Raw genomic sequence first — 15,637 nt, 5'->3', positions numbered from 1 at the left:
CGGCGGATTCCACCAGAACGCCGGGCTACGTCTCGAAGGACCTCACGGCTGCCGAGCACGCGACCGCCGGGCGCGGCACCACCTCGCACGCCCGCGAGATGGGGCCGTTCTTCCTGGTCAAACTCTCCGTCCTGGCCCTGATCAACGCCTTCGGTCTGTTCGTGATCTACTCCGCCTGGCAGGTCAGCCACTGGGGCATCCTCGGCTCGATGGTCGCGATCCTGATCGTGGCCAACTGGGTCTACTTCTCCAAGCGGATGATCGCCGCGAAGTACCTCTTCCCGGGTCTGGTCTTCCTGCTCGTCTACCAATTGTTCACGATGGGCTACACCGCCTACATCAGCTTCACGAACTACGGGACCGGTCACAACGCCACCCGCGAGGACGCGATCGCCGCCAACCTCGCTCAGAACGAGAACCGCGTGCCGGACTCGCCGAGTTACCCGCTCACCGTGGTCACCGGCGCGGACGGAGAACTCGGCTTCGCGATCATCGACGGCGATGACGGGGTGCTGGTCGGCACCGAGGAGCAGACCTTCGAGGCGGCGCCGGACGCCACGGTCACCGACGGCGACGTCACCGAGGTCCCCGGCTACAGCGTCCTCACCTTCGGCGAGGTCCTCGAGCAGCAGAACGAGATCACCTCCCTGCGGGTCGGGTTCGACGACGTCGACGAGGGCAGCATCCGCACCCAGGACGGTTCCACCGGGTACCTGTACCGCTCCGTCCTCACCTATGACGAGGCCACCGGAGCCATCACGAACACCGACACCGGCGTCGTCTACTCCGACAACGGTGAGGGGTCCTTCGAGGCGGAGGACGGTTCGACCCTGGTGGTCGGCTGGCGCGTGGCGGTCGGGTTCGACAACTTCACGAAGATGTTCACCGACTCCCGACTCAGCGGGCCGTTCCTGTCCGTGCTGGTGTGGACGTTCGTGTTCGCGTTCCTGTCCGTGGCGACCACGTTCTTCCTCGGCCTGTTCTTCGCGATCGTGTTCAACCACCCGGCCGTGCGCGGTCGCAAGATCATCAGGTCGCTGCTGATCCTCCCGTACGCGTTCCCCGGATTCCTCTCCGGGCTCGTCTGGGCGGGCCTGCTCAACCGAAGATTCGGGTTCATCAACCAGGTGCTGCTCGGCGGCGCGGAGATCCCGTGGCTGACCGACCCCTGGCTGGCCAAGCTGTCCGTGATCGGCGCGAACCTCTGGCTCGGCTTCCCGTACATGTTCCTGATCACCACCGGCGCCCTGCAGGCCATCTCGTCGGAGGTGTACGAGGCGGCGAAGATCGACGGCGCCCGGGCCGGCCGGGTGTTCCGGTCCATCACGCTGCCGCTGCTGATGATCTCCGTGGCGCCACTGCTGATCGCCTCGTTCGCCTTCAACTTCAACAACTTCAACCTGATCTACTTCGTCACCGAGGGCGGCCCGAACTTCCCAGGCTCGCCGATCGCCGTCGGCGCCACGGACATCCTGATCTCGATGGTCTACTCCGTGGCCATCGAGTCGGGCACCCAGCAGTACGGCCTGGCCTCCGCGATGTCGATCCTGATCTTCGTCATGGTCGGGCTGATCTCCTGGCTGGGCTTCAGACAGACCCGCAAGCTCGAGGAGGTGATCTGACATGGCCGCCGAGGCGTACGTGCAGATGAAGGACCGCCGCTGGTGGCGCGAGGTCAGCTGGCGCTACCTGGTGGCCGTCGCCGCCGTCGTGTACGCGGCGTTCCCGATCGTCTACATCCTGTCCGCGTCGCTGTCCCCGCGGGGCACGCTGACCGGCTCGAACGAACTCTTCGCGGACATCACCACGGCCCAGTACGAGGCACTGTTCCAGACGCACTTCCCGCAGTGGATCGTCAACACGCTCGTGATCGGCGGCGTGACGGCCATCGCCACCGTGCTGATGGCCTCCGCCGCGGCCTACGCGTTCTCCCGGTTCCGGTTCGCCGGCCGCAACGGTGGCCTCACGTTCCTGCTCCTGGTGCAGATGTTCCCGCAGATCCTCGCGTTCGTCGCGATCTTCCTGCTGCTGCTGAGCCTGCGGGACGTGATCCCGATCCTCGGGCTGAACTCCCAACTCGGCCTCATCTGCGTCTACCTCGGCGGAGCGCTCGGGGCGAACACGTTCCTGATGTTCGGGTTCTTCAACTCCATCCCGAAGGAGCTGGACGAGGCCGCGAAGATCGACGGGGCCGGTCACGCCCGGATCTTCTTCACGATCATCCTGCGGCTGGTCGCGCCGGTGCTCGCGGTCGTGGCGCTGCTGTCCTTCGTTGGCACCTTCTCCGACTACATCATCGCCGGGATCGTCCTGCAGGATCAGGACAAGCTCACGATCGCCGTGGGTCTCTACCAGTTCATCTCCGGCCAGTTCGACGCCCGCTGGGGCATCTTCGCGGCCGGCGCCGTGATCAGCGCACTGCCCGTGCTGCTGCTGTTCCTGTTCCTGCAGCGCTACATCGTCGGCGGCCTGACGGCGGGCTCGGTCAAGGGCTGAGCCGCCCGGCGGCACGTCGGCTGCTACCGACCGAGGACGGTCTCCCGGACGGCGTGGACGATCGCGTCGACCTCGCCCTGGGTCAACAGGCCGCCTCGGGGTGCGGGCACCTTGGCCATCGCCGCACCGGTGCGTAGTTCGAGGTCCGTACCGGTCACACCCTCGGGCAGGAGGATCTCGCACGCGGTCACGGGAGCGGCAGCGATGCCGGCCTCGGCGAGGTACTCGGCGATCGACTCGTGGACGATCCGTTCTCCGGCAGAGCCACCCAGTTGCCGGGACGGCCCGGGTCGTCGACCATCGCCTGCCACCGGTCCGGCTGCCGGCTCGCTGGGGTGCTGCTCATCGCAAGGACGTTACAGTTCCGCGACCGTGGCCCGCACGCGATGCCCGACGGCGGCCGGTCGCCTCAGCCTTCGAGCACGGCCCACACGGCGGTGTCGGCGGGCAGGGCCTGGTGCCCCAGTTCGCCGCGGAGCTCACCGCTGGCGAGGATCACGTCGAGCCCGTCCGGCAGTGGGATCGGGCCGTCGCTGATGTTGACCGCCACGATGACCTGGCGGTTCGTGAACACCAGCAGGCCCTGCTCAGGCCCCCACGAGCCCTCCACCCAGGCCAGCGACCCGGTGCCGAGGTCGAACTCACGGCGCAGCCGCAGTGCCTTGCGGAACAGCTCGTAGCTCGAGCCGGCCACGCCCTTCTGTGCGTCGAGCGCGAACGCGGCCCACGCCGTCGGCTGCGGCAACCAGGAGGCGCCCGTGGGGGAGAACCCGAACGCCGGGGCGTCGGCCTCCCACGGCAGCGGCACGCGACAGCCGTCCCGGCCCTTCTCGGTGTACCCCGACCGCCAGTACGCCGGGTCCTGGCGGGCGTCGTCCGGCAGGGCGGTGTGCTCGGGCAGGCCGAGCTCCTCGCCCTGGTAGATGTAGGCCGAGCCCGGCAGAGCGAGCATCAGCAGGGCGGCGGCGCGGGCCCGGCGGGCGCCCAGCTCGGCGTCCGGTTGCGGGTCGTCGGCGCCGATCCCGTTCGGACCCTTGCCCGTGGTCGGCAGGCCGAGCCGGGTGGTGGCTCGCACGACGTCGTGGTTGGAGAGCACCCAGGTGGTCGGCGCGCCGACCGAGTCGCACGCCGCCAGGCCCTCGGTGATGGAGTGCTTCAGGGCGGGCGCGGACCACTGCGTGCACAGGAAGTCGAAGTTGAACGCCTGGTGCATCTCGTCCGGGCGGATGTAGCGGGCCATCGCCTCGTCGGTGTCCGCCCACGCCTCGGCCACCAGCGCGCGGTCACCGTCGTAGGAGGCGAGCACCTGGTGCCAGCGCCGGTAGATCTCGTGCACCCCCGGCTGGTCCCACATCGGGGCCGGGCCGACGCCCTCTGCACCCGCGTCGTCGCCGGCGATCATCTCGGCGTGCCCGGCCCAGTCCTCGAAGCCCTGGTCCTTGACCAGCCCGTGCGCCACGTCGACGCGGAAGCCGTCCACGCCCCGGTCGAGCCAGAACCGCAGGATCGCCTCGAACTCCGCCCGGACCTCCTCGTTCTCCCAGTTCAGATCCGGCTGGTGGACGTCGAACAGGTGCAGGTACCACTGCCCGGGGGTGCCGTCGGCATCGGTGACGCGAGTCCAGGCCGGTCCGCCGAACACGCTGCGCCAGTTGTTCGGTGCCTCGGCACCGTCGGGCCCGCGGCCGTCGCGGAAGATGTAGCGCGCCCGCTCCCCGGACCCGGCCGGTGCGGGCAGCGCCGCCCGGAACCACGCGTGCTCGTCCGAGGTGTGGTTCGGCACCAGGTCCACGAGCACCCGCAGGCCGAGGGTCCGCGCCCGCGCGAGGAGGGCGTCCGCGTCCTCGAGGGTCCCGAACAGCGGGTCCACCTGCCGGTAGTCGGCGACGTCGTAGCCCGCGTCGTGCTGGGGGGAGGTGTAGAAGGGCGAGAGCCAGACGGCGTCGACGCCGAGCCTGCTGAGGTGGCCCAGGCGCGCGGTGACGCCGGGCAGGTCGCCGATCCCGTCGCCGCCCGAGTCCGCGAACGACCGCGGATACACCTGGTAGATCACCGCGCTGCGCCACCACTGGCCGCCCGGGGAGTCGGCCCGATGGATGAGGGTGGTACGAACGTCGGGCGTGTCCTCGATCAACATCCGGCCATTGTCATCCCGGCCGCGCCCGGAGGGAAATCGGCGCGATCTCCCCAGCCGTTGCGGGCCCGATCGCCGTTCGCAAGTAGTCTGAGGCCGTGCCGGTCCAACCCCAGCGCCTCGTCGGAGGCTACGACGCCGCGGACACCGACCGCTGGCTCGCCGAGCCGGGCAAATCCGCCGCCCGCACCCCCTTCGAGCGGGACCGCGCGCGGGTGGTGCACTCCTCCGCGCTGCGCCGGCTCGGAGCCAAGACGCAGGTCCTCGGGCCCGGCACGGACGACTTCGCTCGGACCCGCCTGACGCACTCGCTCGAGGTGGCGCAGGTGGGACGGGAACTCGGGAAGTCCCTCGGCTGCGACCCGGACGTGGTGGACACCGCGTGCCTCGCGCACGACCTCGGGCACCCGCCGTTCGGGCACAACGGCGAGGTCGCCCTGGCACAGGTCGCTGCCGGCATCGGCGGGTTCGAGGGCAACGCGCAGACCCTGCGGTTGCTCACCCGGCTCGAGCCGAAGGTGTTCACGCCCGACGGCGTGGGCGTGGGTCTGAACCTGACCCGCGCCAGCCTCGACGCGGCCACGAAGTACCCCTGGTCGGCGGCTGACGCACCACCGAGGGCGGACGGGACGCCGTCGGGCAAGTTCGGCGTCTACGTCGATGACGCCCCCGTCTTCGCCTGGCTGCGGGAGGGCGCCCCTGATGGGGTCCGCTGCATCGAGTCGCAGGTCATGGACCTCGCCGACGACATCTCCTACTCCGTGCACGACGTCGAGGACGCGGTGTTCTCCGGCCGGGTGGACCTGCGCCGGGTGGCCGAGGACGAGGCACGCGAGCGGATCATCGCCCAGATCCGGGACTGGTACGCCCCGGCGCTGTCCGACGAGGTCCTGGTCACGGCGATGGACGAGCTCAGTGCGCTGGACTACTGGGTGCACCGGTACGACGGCACACGCCGCGGGCTGGCCGCGCTTAAGGACATGACCAGCCAGCTCATCGGCCGGTTCTGCGACTCCTCCGCCCGGGCCACCCGGGCCACCTACGGCGATGGTCCGCTGATCCGCTACGACGGCAACCTCATCGTGCCCGATCACGTCCTCGCCGAGATCACCGTGCTCAAGGGCGTCGCGGCCGCGTTCGTGATGGCACCCCGCGAGGACGACCCGGTGTTCCGCCGGCAGCGGCTCATCCTCACCGACCTGGTCGCCGTGCTCTACGACCGCGCCGAGCTCGCCCTCGCCGAGATCTTCGCCGAGGACTGGTCCGAGGCCACCGATGACGACATCCGGCTGCGGGTGGTCATCGACCAGGTCGCCTCGCTCACGGACCTGTCCGCCCTGCAGTGGCACGCGCAGTTGTGCGGCCCGGATGCGGGCACCGAGATCTGAGCCTCCGTCGCCGCGCCGGTTCCGGCTCGGATCCGGCTTACACTCGGCCCATGGCAGGCCTGATCCGACGCGAGGACATCGCCGCCGTCCGCGAACGGGCCCGGATCGAGGAGATCGTCGGCCAGCACGTGACGCTTCGCGGCGCCGGCGTCGGGTCGATGAAGGGCCTGTGCCCGTTCCACGATGAGCGAACCCCCTCGTTCCACGTGCGCCCGCAGCTGGGCCTGTGGCACTGCTTCGGCTGCGACGAGGGCGGGGACGTCATCTCGTTCGTGCAGAAGATCGACCACCTGACGTTCACCGAGGCCGTCGAGCACCTCGCCGGCCGGGTCGGGCTGCAACTGCGGTACGAGGACGACGGCGGCGCGAACCGTCCACGGGAACAGCCGGGTCGGCGCCAGCGACTGATCGAGGCGCACCGCGTCGCGGCGGAGTACTTCGTCGAGCAGTTGGCGACGCCGGAGGCGGACATGGGCCGTGCGTTCCTGGCCGAGCGTGGGTTCGACAGGACCGCCGCGGCCACGTTCGGGGTCGGCTATGCCCCAAAGGGCTGGGACAACCTGACCCGGCACCTGCGCGGCAAGCACTTCACCGAGGCGGAACTGACCGCGTCGGGTCTGCTGTCCCAGGGCAACCGCGGCTCCTACGACCGGTTCCGGGGCCGCCTCATGTGGCCGATCCGGGACCTGTCCGGGGACGTCGTCGGGTTCGGCGCCCGGAAGCTCTATGAGGACGACCCCGGCCCGAAGTACCTGAACACCCCCGAGACCACCATCTACAAGAAGTCCCAGGTGTTGTACGGGATCGACCTGGCGAAGCGGGAGATCGCCAAGTCCAAGCAGGTGGTCGTCGTCGAGGGCTACACCGACGTGATGGCGATGCACCTGGCGGGCGTGCCGACGGCGGTGGCCACCTGTGGTACCGCGTTCGGCACCGACCACATCCGGATCGTGCGTCGCCTGCTCGGGGACACCGCGGACGCCGCGGCCGGCGTGATGCTCGCGACCGGCGGTGCGCGCGGCGGTGAGGTGATCTTCACCTTCGACGGCGACGCCGCCGGACAGAAGGCGGCACTGCGGGCGTTCTCCGAGGACCAGCAGTTCGCATCCCAGACGTTCGTGGCCGTGGAACCGAACGGGATGGACCCCTGCGACCTGCGGCAACAGCGTGGCGACGCGGCGGTCCGGGAACTGGTCGGCGGACGCGAGCCGCTGTTCGAGTTCGCGATCCGGTCCGTGCTGCGCCAGGTCGACCTGGACACCGCCGAGGGCCGCGTCGCCGGGCTGCGCGCCGGGGTTCCGGTGGTCGCCCGGATCCGCGACCACGCCCTGCGCGGCGAGTACGCCCGCGAGCTCGCCGGCTGGCTCGGCATGGACGAGGCCTCGGTGCGTCGCGACGTGACCAGGACGGCCCGAAACCCTCCACCGGCACCGTCGACACCTGGGCGGCCCGGGGTGGACGGCGCCGCGGGCGGGCGCGGTGGCCAGGGCGGGCCGGTCGGCGGTCGTGGCGGTCAGAACGGCCGCGACGGGTATGGCAGCTCCCAGAGCGGTCGCAACGGCTACGGCGGCAGCTCCTCGAACGGGCAGCGGGACTCGGGCGGTCAGCGGGGCCAGGACACCTCAGGTGGGTACGGCGGCTCGGATTCCGGGTTCGGTGCCTCCCACCGGGACGACCCGGTGGCCCGCCTGGAGCGGCAGGTCCTCGAGGTCGTCCTCCAGCTCCCGCAGTTCGCGCTGGCCACGTCCTTCGACGACCTCGGCGCGGACACCTTCGTGGTGCCCGCCCACCGTGCGGTGCACGACGCGATCCGTGCTGCCGGGGGAGTGCGCGCGTTCGGTGAGCTCGCCGGGGACGCCTCGGCGCGTGGTGCCGGCGGCGAGGCCAACTCCCGGGCGGCGGCGGCGTGGAACGAGCAGGTCCGCGAGGCCGCGATCGGCCCCGTCGGAGTGCTCGTCACCGAGCTCGCGGTCGCCCCGCTGCCCGAGGACCGACCCGAGGCCCTCGGCGGCTACGCGCGTGGGGTCCTGGTGGCGCTGCTGCGCCTGGGCGTCACCCGGGAGATCGCCGATGCGAAGGGCCGGCTGCAGCGGATGGACCCGGCGGACGAGGCGTACGCGGCGACCTTCGGCCGACTGCTCGAACTGGAGGAACGCCGTCGTTCCCTGCTCACCGACGCCTGACGGCGGTCGACGCCGTAGGCGGCGGCCCCGGCCGGACGGGTAGGTCTGCCCGTGCGCTGTACTGCGGCTCCCAGGCAGGTGGCCTAGGGTTCTGAGCCATGAGTGAGAACCCGCCGCAGGGACAGGGCGGCTCCACCGACCCGGCAGGGAACGGTGAACCGCCGACGGAGTCGATCGGTGGAACGTCACCGGGGGACGCGCAGTCGTCACTCCCGCCGGAGGCGTTCGAGGAGACCACGCTGTACAACCCGAGTTCGTACGGCGCCGGCTCCCAGCCCGGTCACGGGCAGCAGACGCCACCGGGCCAGCCCGGATACGGGCAACCGACACCCCCGCCGGACCAAGCCGGCGCAGGGCCGCAACAAGCGATGGGAGCACAGGCGATGGGCCAACCGGATTACGGGCAGCAGCCCGGCTACGGACAGCAACCCGGCGGGCAGCAGCCTGGCTATGGACAGCAGCCGGGCGGACAGCAGCCGGGCTACGGGCAGCAGCCGGGCGCGCAGCAACCGGGCTACGGGCAGCCGGGGTACGGTCAGCAGCCCGACGCGGGTGCGGGCGGCTACGGCCAGTCCAGCGGCGGCTACGGCCAGCAGCAACCCGGCTACGGACAGCAGCCGGGGTACGGTCAGCAGCCGGGCTATGGTCCCGGCGGCGGTGGCTACGGGGGTGGCCAACCCCCGCAGGGCCCCAAGCCCTGGTACGCCCAGTGGTACACCTGGGTGGCCGCGGTCGTGATCATCGCCCTGATCGCCGTCGGCGTGTACGTCGCGACCCGCGGGGATGGCGGCGAGGACCCGACCGGATCTCCCACGACCACCAGCGAGGCCCCAACGACCGAGGAGCCGACGACCGACGCACCGACGGACGACCCCACCACGGACGAGCCGACCGAGGACCCGACGGACATGCCGTCGGCCTCCGGTGACATCGTCCCGTTCGGGGAGACCGGCACGCTCGGTGACTGGTCGCTCTCGCTGAGCGACTTCGTCCCGGACGCGAACGACCTGGTCGCCGGTGAGGGCTCGGACCCAGCGCCGGACGGCTTCCGTTACGCGATGATCCGGGTGACCGGGATGAACAACGGCGCCGCGGCGCTGAACCTGTACAACAGCATCGGGATCGGCTACCTGGCCACCGACGGCGAGATCTACGAGAGCACGCTCGCGGTCGTGCCCGATGACGCCTTCCAGCTCGACGACGTGGCACCGGGCGCATCCGCTTCGGGCAACTGGGGTCTGGAGATCCCGGCTGACGACGACGGCCAGGGCCAGTGGGGCTTCATCGACGAGGCGGGTAACACCCTCTATTTCGAGGCGGCTCCGTGATCGGAGCAGGCGCCGCGAGGTAGGCCTGCCTCGACCGAACCACGCAGGGCGTGACTCCCACCCGGGGGTCACGCCCTGCGGCGTGTCCGAGGCACGCGATCACGAGCGGCTCGGTCGGTATGTGGCGAGGATCACGCTCGTTCCCGCCCCCTGCGCACCCCAGCTCGGCAACACCGGACACCGGCCGCGCGACCGGATCGTGCGAAGCCCGGTCGCGGGACAGGGCTCCGGTTCGGGCCGGTCGTGCCGCGGTGCCGGCCCCAATGAGAGAAGGCCCGGAATCTCGTGGATTCCGGGCCTTGCGCTGGCTCCCTCGACTGGACTCGAACCAGTAACCGTCCGATTAACAGTCGGATGCTCTGCCAATTGAGCTACGAGGGATCGCGCTGAGAATACTAACAGTCCCGGCGGGGTGCTCCGGCCCGCCGGTCGCCGTGCGTGACCTCAGGGCTGGAGCCCGACGTCGGAGCGGATCCGCCGCTCGAGGTCGGCGATCTGAGCCTCCAGGGCCGGCCCGCCGCGCACCTTGCCGGACGCGGTCACCTGGGAGAACAACTCGCCGTCCGGCCCACGCCTGACGGCGGCCCGCAGCTGGCCGCCACCGGGCGCCTTCTCGGTGATGACCTGGACCAGGGAGTGCTCCACCTGCTCGCGGATCAGCAGCGGGAACCTCGCCGGTGCCCCCTCGGTCAGGGTCAGCTCGGTCGGCGCGGCGCCATCCACCCAGGTGAGCGTCATCGTCAGGGTCTCGCCGTCCCAGTCGCCGTGGTCCACCTCGGACCAGGGCCGGTTCAGCACCAGGTCGTCCTCGGTGACCACGAACACGCTTCCGCGCGCGAGCACGGCCCAACCTCCGCCGTCGAGCGTCTGGACCAGCAGGGGGCGCACCCCGGGGGGCAGCTTCTCGGCGGCCGCAGTGGGCAAGGATTCGCGTGATCGAGCCATACCCCTGACGCTAACCCACCGCGCGGGCCGATAGGCTGGTGCGCCGTCGGCCCCAGTAGCTCAGCCGGTCAGAGCAGCGGACTCATAATCCGTCGGTCGTGGGTTCAAGCCCCACCTGGGGCACTCGTCATCTGTGACTTCGGTTGATGCTTGACGGTTGCTTCGGTTGATCCCTGACAGGACGTCCTGGTCACCGACGAGGTCCTGTAGTTCCACGACGGCGACCACCCTCCTGCGCACGGACAGACGCACCACCACCGGACCGCCGCGTTGCGCCGCACAAATGACTCGTTCGCATGGTCCGGCGACGCTCGCGCGGGCGGGAGGGGACGACGAGCGGGTCCAGTCGCTCTCTGCTTCCGGCATGGCGGCCTCACGCCCGCCCCGGTGAAACCCGGTGGTTCTCGTCCCTACCTGCGACTCGGCCCCTGCTCCGGCCCACGCATCAGCAAGGACCGGACACCGGCTGCGGATGTGACAGCTCCCCCTGTCCGATCGTCATGACCGGGCAGGGGGAGCGAGGCGGCGGCGCGGTCACCGGGACCACGATCGGGGCGCAGCGCAGTCCTCGGACCGCCGACGCCGTCGCCGATACGACCGGCTAGCGGATGCCTGCCTGCTGGTCGTACCAGGTCCGGGAGGAGTTCACGATCGCGAGGGCGGACGCCGCGATGACCCAGATGACGCCGAGCCCGAGCTGGGCGCCACCGTCGCCGGTCGCGACCGAGGCGATGCTGAGCACGACGTAGAGCCCGCCCATCACGGCCAGGCCGATCGCCGCGCCCTTCTTCCCGCGCGACATCAGGACGGCGAGGACGATCACAGCAATGCACCACACGACGACGAGCAGACCGAGTCCCACGATGAATCCGGTGGCGCTGCCCGGCAGCATGTCGGCGAACTCCGGGTCGTTGGCCAGGGCCCCACCGGCGATCGCGATGAGCAGGCCGAGCAGGACCCCGAGGCCGCCGCCGATCCAGCTCATGATCGCGGCCGCCTTCACGGACCCGGGCTTCTCGGGCGGGAGCCCGTAGGGGGTCTGCCCGAACGGCGTGCCGTACTGGTTCGCGCCGAACTGGTTCCCGCCGACCTGGTTCGCGCCGTACTGGCCCGGTCCCGGCGGTACGGCCGGGGCGCCGCTCGGTTGTCCGTAGCCCCCGGGCTGCTGTCCGTAGCCGGGCTGGCCGTAGCCGCCACCCTGGCCGTAATCGCCTGCGCCACCGGGCTGGCCGTAGCCGCCACCCGGCTGTTGTCCGTAGCCGGGCTGTTGGCCGTAGCCGCCCTGCTGGCCGTAGCCGCCCTGCTGACCGTAGCCGCCCTGCTGCGGGTCGGGCGGTCCGTACGGGCTGGCAGGTGGGTTGGTCACGGTCGATTCCCCTTTTGGTCTCCGGCGAGTGCTGGTGGCCATTGTGTCGCATCGGCGCGTCCGCGTCCCGCCCTGTGGCGACCGAGTTGGCGGGTTACGATCACAAGATCCGCCCGGCGTCGTGTGGAGGGAGCCAGATGAGCGTGTCGACCGACCGTGTCCGCGGGGAAACGGGCGCGGGTGCCGCGAGCCCGCTCCGGTTCGTCACCGCCGCCAGCCTCTTCGACGGCCACGATGCCGCGATCAACATCATGCGTCGCCTGATCCAGGCCAGCGGCGCCGAGGTGGTCCACCTGGGCCACAACCGATCGGTCGATGACGTGGTCCGCGCCGCGCTCGCCGAGGACGCGGACGCGATCGCGATCTCCTCCTACCAGGGCGGGCACCTGGAGTACTTCCGCTACCTCGTCGACCGCCTCCGGGAGGCCGGCGCCGGCCACGTGCGCGTCTTCGGTGGGGGCGGCGGCACCATCACCCCGGCGGAGATCGCCGAGCTCGAGGCGTACGGCGTCGAGCGGATCTACCACCCCGACGACGGCATGCAGCTGGGTCTGCAGGGCATGATCGACGACGTCATCGCCCGCGCCGGCGCCGCGCGCCGCCCCTCGTCGATGCCCGACGGCGTCCCGTCCGTCGGCGACGACGTCTCCCTCGCGCGCACGATCAGCGCCATCGAGGACGGGGTGCTCGCGGAGGCGGACCTGGCAGCCGCCCGCGCCGAGTGGGCCGCGGCCGCGGCCGGTCGCGCCGTGCCCGTCGTCGGCGTCACAGGAACCGGCGGCGCCGGCAAGTCCTCCGTGATCGACGAGCTCCTGATCCGCTTCCTCGCCGCCTTCGAAGACATCCATATCGCGGTGCTCTCGGTCGATCCCACCCGCCGCCGCACCGGCGGCGCGCTGCTCGGCGACCGGATCCGGATGAACGCCCTGCGCAGCAGGTCGATCCACCTGCGCTCGATCGCCACCCGCAGCCAGCACACCTCGATCGCCGCGATGCTCGGGGACTGCATCGCACTGCTCAAGGCCGCGGGCTTCGACCTCGTCATCGTCGAGACCGCGGGCATCGGGCAGTCCGACTCGGCGATCGTGGAACTCGTGGACCTCCCTGTCTACGTGATGACCAGCGACTACGGCGCCGCCAGCCAGCTCGAGAAGATCGACATGGTCGACTACGCGGACCTGATCGTGCTGAACAAGTACGACCGCCGCGGCGCCCCGGACGCGCTGCGCGACATCCGCAAGCAGTGGCGGCGCAACCGCGTCGCGTTCGACGTCCCGGCCGAGCAGGTCCCGGTGCTGCCCACGATCGCGAGCCAGTTCAACGATCCCGGGGTCACCGCGGTCTTCGAGCGGCTGCGGGCGATGCTCGCCGCGCAGGTCGAGGCCGCCGACGGCGCAGCCCGCCTCGAGTGGGACGCTCACCCCGGCGGTGCGAGCGCGGGCGCCGAGCCCCGCTCCGCGGCGCTCATCCCGGGGGCGCGGGTGCGCTACCTGGCCGAGATCGCCGAGGCCGGCCGCGGCCTGCGGGACCGGGTCGCGGCCGACGTGGAGACCGCTGACGCGGCGCAGTCCTACTGGCGCACCCTGCGTGACCTCGGCGACCCGGCGCTGCCGGAGGCCCTCGCGCCCTACCGCAGCGTCGACCTCGGCGAGGCCGCCACGGGAGGCGGCACCGCCGTCGGGCGGGCGCCGCAACCACGGACCGACGCGACCATCGCCGCGGACGGCGTGGACGCCGTCGGGCATGCGCCGCAGCCACGGGCCGACGCGACCCTCGCGACGGAGGGCGGGGACGCCGTCGGGCACTCGCCCGACCCGACCCTGCTCGCGCTGCGCCGGGCCTACACCTCCGCCGTCGGGCGGCTCGGCGAGGACTCCCGCGAACTCCTGCGCGGCTGGCCGGGGCGGCTTGCCGCGATCACCGGGGACGCCGGCACCTACCGCGTCCGCGGCAAGGATCTCGAGGTGGCGAACCACTCGACGTCGCTGTCCGGCACCCGGATCCCGAAGGTGGCCGCGCCGACCTACCGCGGCTGGGGGGACCTGCTCGCGTTCCTGCACCACGAGAACCTGCCCGGCGCGTTCCCGTACACCGGCGGCGTGTACCCGTACCGCCGCACCGGCGAGGACCCGACCCGGATGTTCGCGGGGGAGGGCACCCCGGAGCGCACGAACCGGCGGTTCCACTACCTCAGTGCGGGGCAGGAGGTCGCGCGGCTGTCCACGGCGTTCGACTCGGTGACCCTGTACGGGGAGGACCCGGCCACCCGCCCTGACATCTACGGCAAGGTCGGCAACTCCGGCGTGAACGTGCCGACCCTGGACGACATGAAGAAGCTCTACTCCGGCTTCGACCTGTGCGCGCCGACGACGTCGGTCTCGATGACGATCAACGGGCCCGCGCCGATCATCCTCGCCATGTTCTTCAACGCGGCGATCGATCAGCAGGTGGAGACCTACCTGAGGGCCGACGGCGATCGCTGGGCGGGTGCACAGGCTCGCCTCGAGCAGCTGCGGGCAGAGTCGGCGGAGGGGGCCGTGCCGTCATACGCCGGCGACCTTCCGCCCGGGCACGACGGTCTCGGTCTCGCGCTGCTCGGGGTGACCGGCGACCAGCTCGTCGACGCCGACACCTACGCGCGGATCCGCAGCCGGACGCTCGCGGCGGTGCGTGGCACCGTGCAGGCGGACATCCTCAAGGAGGACCAGGCCCAGAACACGTGCATCTTCAGCACGGAGTTCGGCCTGCGGATGATGGGGGACATCCAGCAGTACTTCATCGACTCCGGGGTGCGGAACTTCTACTCGGTCTCGATCTCCGGCTATCACATCGCCGAGGCCGGGGCGAACCCGATCACGCAGCTCGCGTTCACGCTCGCGAACGGGTTCACGATCGTCGAGTACTACCTGGCCCGCGGGATGAGCATCGACGAGGTCGCGCCGCACCTGTCGTTCTTCTTCTCCAACGGGATGGACCCCGAGTACGCGGTGATCGGGCGGGTGGCGCGGCGGATCTGGGCGCGGGCGATGCGGGACAACTACGGTGCCGGCCCGCGTAGCCAGATGCTGAAGTACCACGTGCAGACGTCGGGCCGGTCGCTGCACGCCCAGGAGGTGCAGTTCAACGACATCCGCACCACCCTGCAGGCGCTCTACGCGATCTTCGACAACTGCAACAGCCTGCACACGAACGCCTACGACGAGGCCGTCACCACCCCCACCGAGGAGAGCGTGCGCCGGGCCGTGGCGATCCAGATGATCATCAACGCCGAGCTCGGGCTGAACCGGACCGAGAACCCGTGGCAGGGAAGCTTCATCATCGGTGAGCTCACCGACCTCGTGGAGGAGGCCGTGTACGCCGAGTTCGAGGCGATCAGCGACCGTGGCGGGGTGCTCGGCGCGATGGAGACGATGTACCAGCGGGGCCGGATCCAGGACGAGTCGTTGCTGTACGAGACGCGCAAGCATGACGGGTCGCTGCCGATCGTCGGGGTGAACACCTTCCTGCCCCGGGACGATCCGGGCCGGATCGCCACGAAGATCGACCTGATCCGCAGCACCACCGACGAGAAGGATCAGCAGATCGCCGAGGTCGCGCGCTGGTGCGCGGAGCGGAACGGGCTCGCACCGGCTGCGCTCGCGGACCTGCAGGCTGTCGCGCGCGACGGTGGGAACCTGTTCGAGGCGCTCATGTCCGCCGTCAGGACGCACTCGCTGGGGCAGATCACCCACGCGCTGTACCTGGTCGGCGGGGAGTACCGACGCAACATGTGAGGGGCAGACGTGCCCATCGCGTTG

10 protein-coding genes and 2 tRNA genes are annotated in these 15,637 nt (G+C 70.9%); 7 read left to right on the top strand and 5 right to left on the bottom strand.

All coding sequences use genetic code 11. The features are described 5' to 3' along the window. Positions 1 to 98 precede the first annotated feature (98 nt). Positions 99 to 1,622, top strand: a complete 1,524-nt coding sequence (locus GKS42_RS15485) for an ABC transporter permease subunit (RefSeq protein WP_154796752.1) — start codon at positions 99 to 101, stop codon at positions 1,620 to 1,622. A 1-nt stretch (position 1,623) separates the two neighbouring features. Further along, entirely contained in the window at positions 1,624 to 2,496 is an 873-nt protein-coding gene (locus GKS42_RS15480) for a sugar ABC transporter permease (RefSeq protein ID WP_154794643.1), read from the top strand. 23 nt (positions 2,497 to 2,519) lie between these two features. Here the strand turns inward: GKS42_RS15480 and GKS42_RS15475 are convergent, their stop codons facing one another. Together GKS42_RS15475 and GKS42_RS15470 are read right to left on the bottom strand one after the other, a co-directional pair. Beyond that, complete coding sequence (locus GKS42_RS15475) at positions 2,520 to 2,807, bottom strand: hypothetical protein (RefSeq protein WP_154794642.1); 288 nt, start codon at positions 2,805 to 2,807, stop codon at positions 2,520 to 2,522. A gap of 98 nt (positions 2,808 to 2,905) precedes the next feature. Further along, on the bottom strand, positions 2,906 to 4,633 hold the full coding sequence (locus tag GKS42_RS15470; RefSeq protein ID WP_154794641.1) for a glycoside hydrolase family 13 protein: 1,728 nt from the start codon (positions 4,631 to 4,633) through the stop codon (positions 2,906 to 2,908). A 95-nt stretch (positions 4,634 to 4,728) separates the two neighbouring features. Here GKS42_RS15470 and GKS42_RS15465 point away from each other — a divergent pair, with 95 nt between their 5' ends. From GKS42_RS15465 to GKS42_RS26555, 3 genes are all read left to right on the top strand, one after another. After that, positions 4,729 to 6,018: a deoxyguanosinetriphosphate triphosphohydrolase gene (locus tag GKS42_RS15465; RefSeq protein WP_154794640.1), complete on the top strand. Its 1,290-nt coding sequence runs from the start codon at positions 4,729 to 4,731 to the stop codon at positions 6,016 to 6,018. 50 nt (positions 6,019 to 6,068) lie between these two features. Then, entirely contained in the window at positions 6,069 to 8,201 is a 2,133-nt protein-coding gene (gene dnaG, locus GKS42_RS15460) for a DNA primase (RefSeq protein ID WP_154794639.1), read from the top strand. 98 nt (positions 8,202 to 8,299) lie between these two features. Continuing rightward, positions 8,300 to 9,529: a DUF4352 domain-containing protein gene (locus tag GKS42_RS26555; protein ID WP_232847687.1), complete on the top strand. Its 1,230-nt coding sequence runs from the start codon at positions 8,300 to 8,302 to the stop codon at positions 9,527 to 9,529. 305 nt (positions 9,530 to 9,834) lie between these two features. Here GKS42_RS26555 and GKS42_RS15450 read toward each other — a convergent pair. Further along, positions 9,835 to 9,910, bottom strand: a tRNA-Asn gene (locus GKS42_RS15450). A 63-nt stretch (positions 9,911 to 9,973) separates the two neighbouring features. Then, entirely contained in the window at positions 9,974 to 10,474 is a 501-nt protein-coding gene (locus tag GKS42_RS15445; RefSeq protein WP_154794638.1) for a hypothetical protein, read from the bottom strand. 49 nt (positions 10,475 to 10,523) lie between these two features. Here GKS42_RS15445 and GKS42_RS15440 point away from each other — a divergent pair. Beyond that, positions 10,524 to 10,597 (top strand) — tRNA-Ile (locus GKS42_RS15440). Between the two features lie 478 nt (positions 10,598 to 11,075). On the opposite strand, the gene GKS42_RS15435 is transcribed toward GKS42_RS15440, so the two are convergent. Continuing rightward, positions 11,076 to 11,840 carry a hypothetical protein gene (locus GKS42_RS15435; RefSeq protein WP_154794637.1) on the bottom strand — a complete coding sequence of 255 codons (765 nt, stop codon included), beginning with the start codon at positions 11,838 to 11,840 and terminating at the stop codon, positions 11,076 to 11,078. Positions 11,841 to 11,977: 137 nt separating this feature from the next. On the opposite strand from GKS42_RS15435, the gene GKS42_RS15430 reads away from it, so the two are divergent. Beyond that, positions 11,978 to 15,613 (top strand): methylmalonyl-CoA mutase family protein, encoded by a 3,636-nt coding sequence (locus tag GKS42_RS15430; RefSeq protein WP_154794636.1) that lies wholly within the window; start codon positions 11,978 to 11,980, stop codon positions 15,611 to 15,613. Positions 15,614 to 15,637 lie beyond the last annotated feature (24 nt).

The organism is Occultella kanbiaonis (genome assembly GCF_009708215.1).
Taxonomy (GTDB): Bacteria; Actinomycetota; Actinomycetes; order Actinomycetales; family Beutenbergiaceae; genus Occultella; species Occultella kanbiaonis.
Note: the sequence above shows the minus strand (reverse complement) of the source record. Positions and strands in the feature narration are given on the sequence as shown.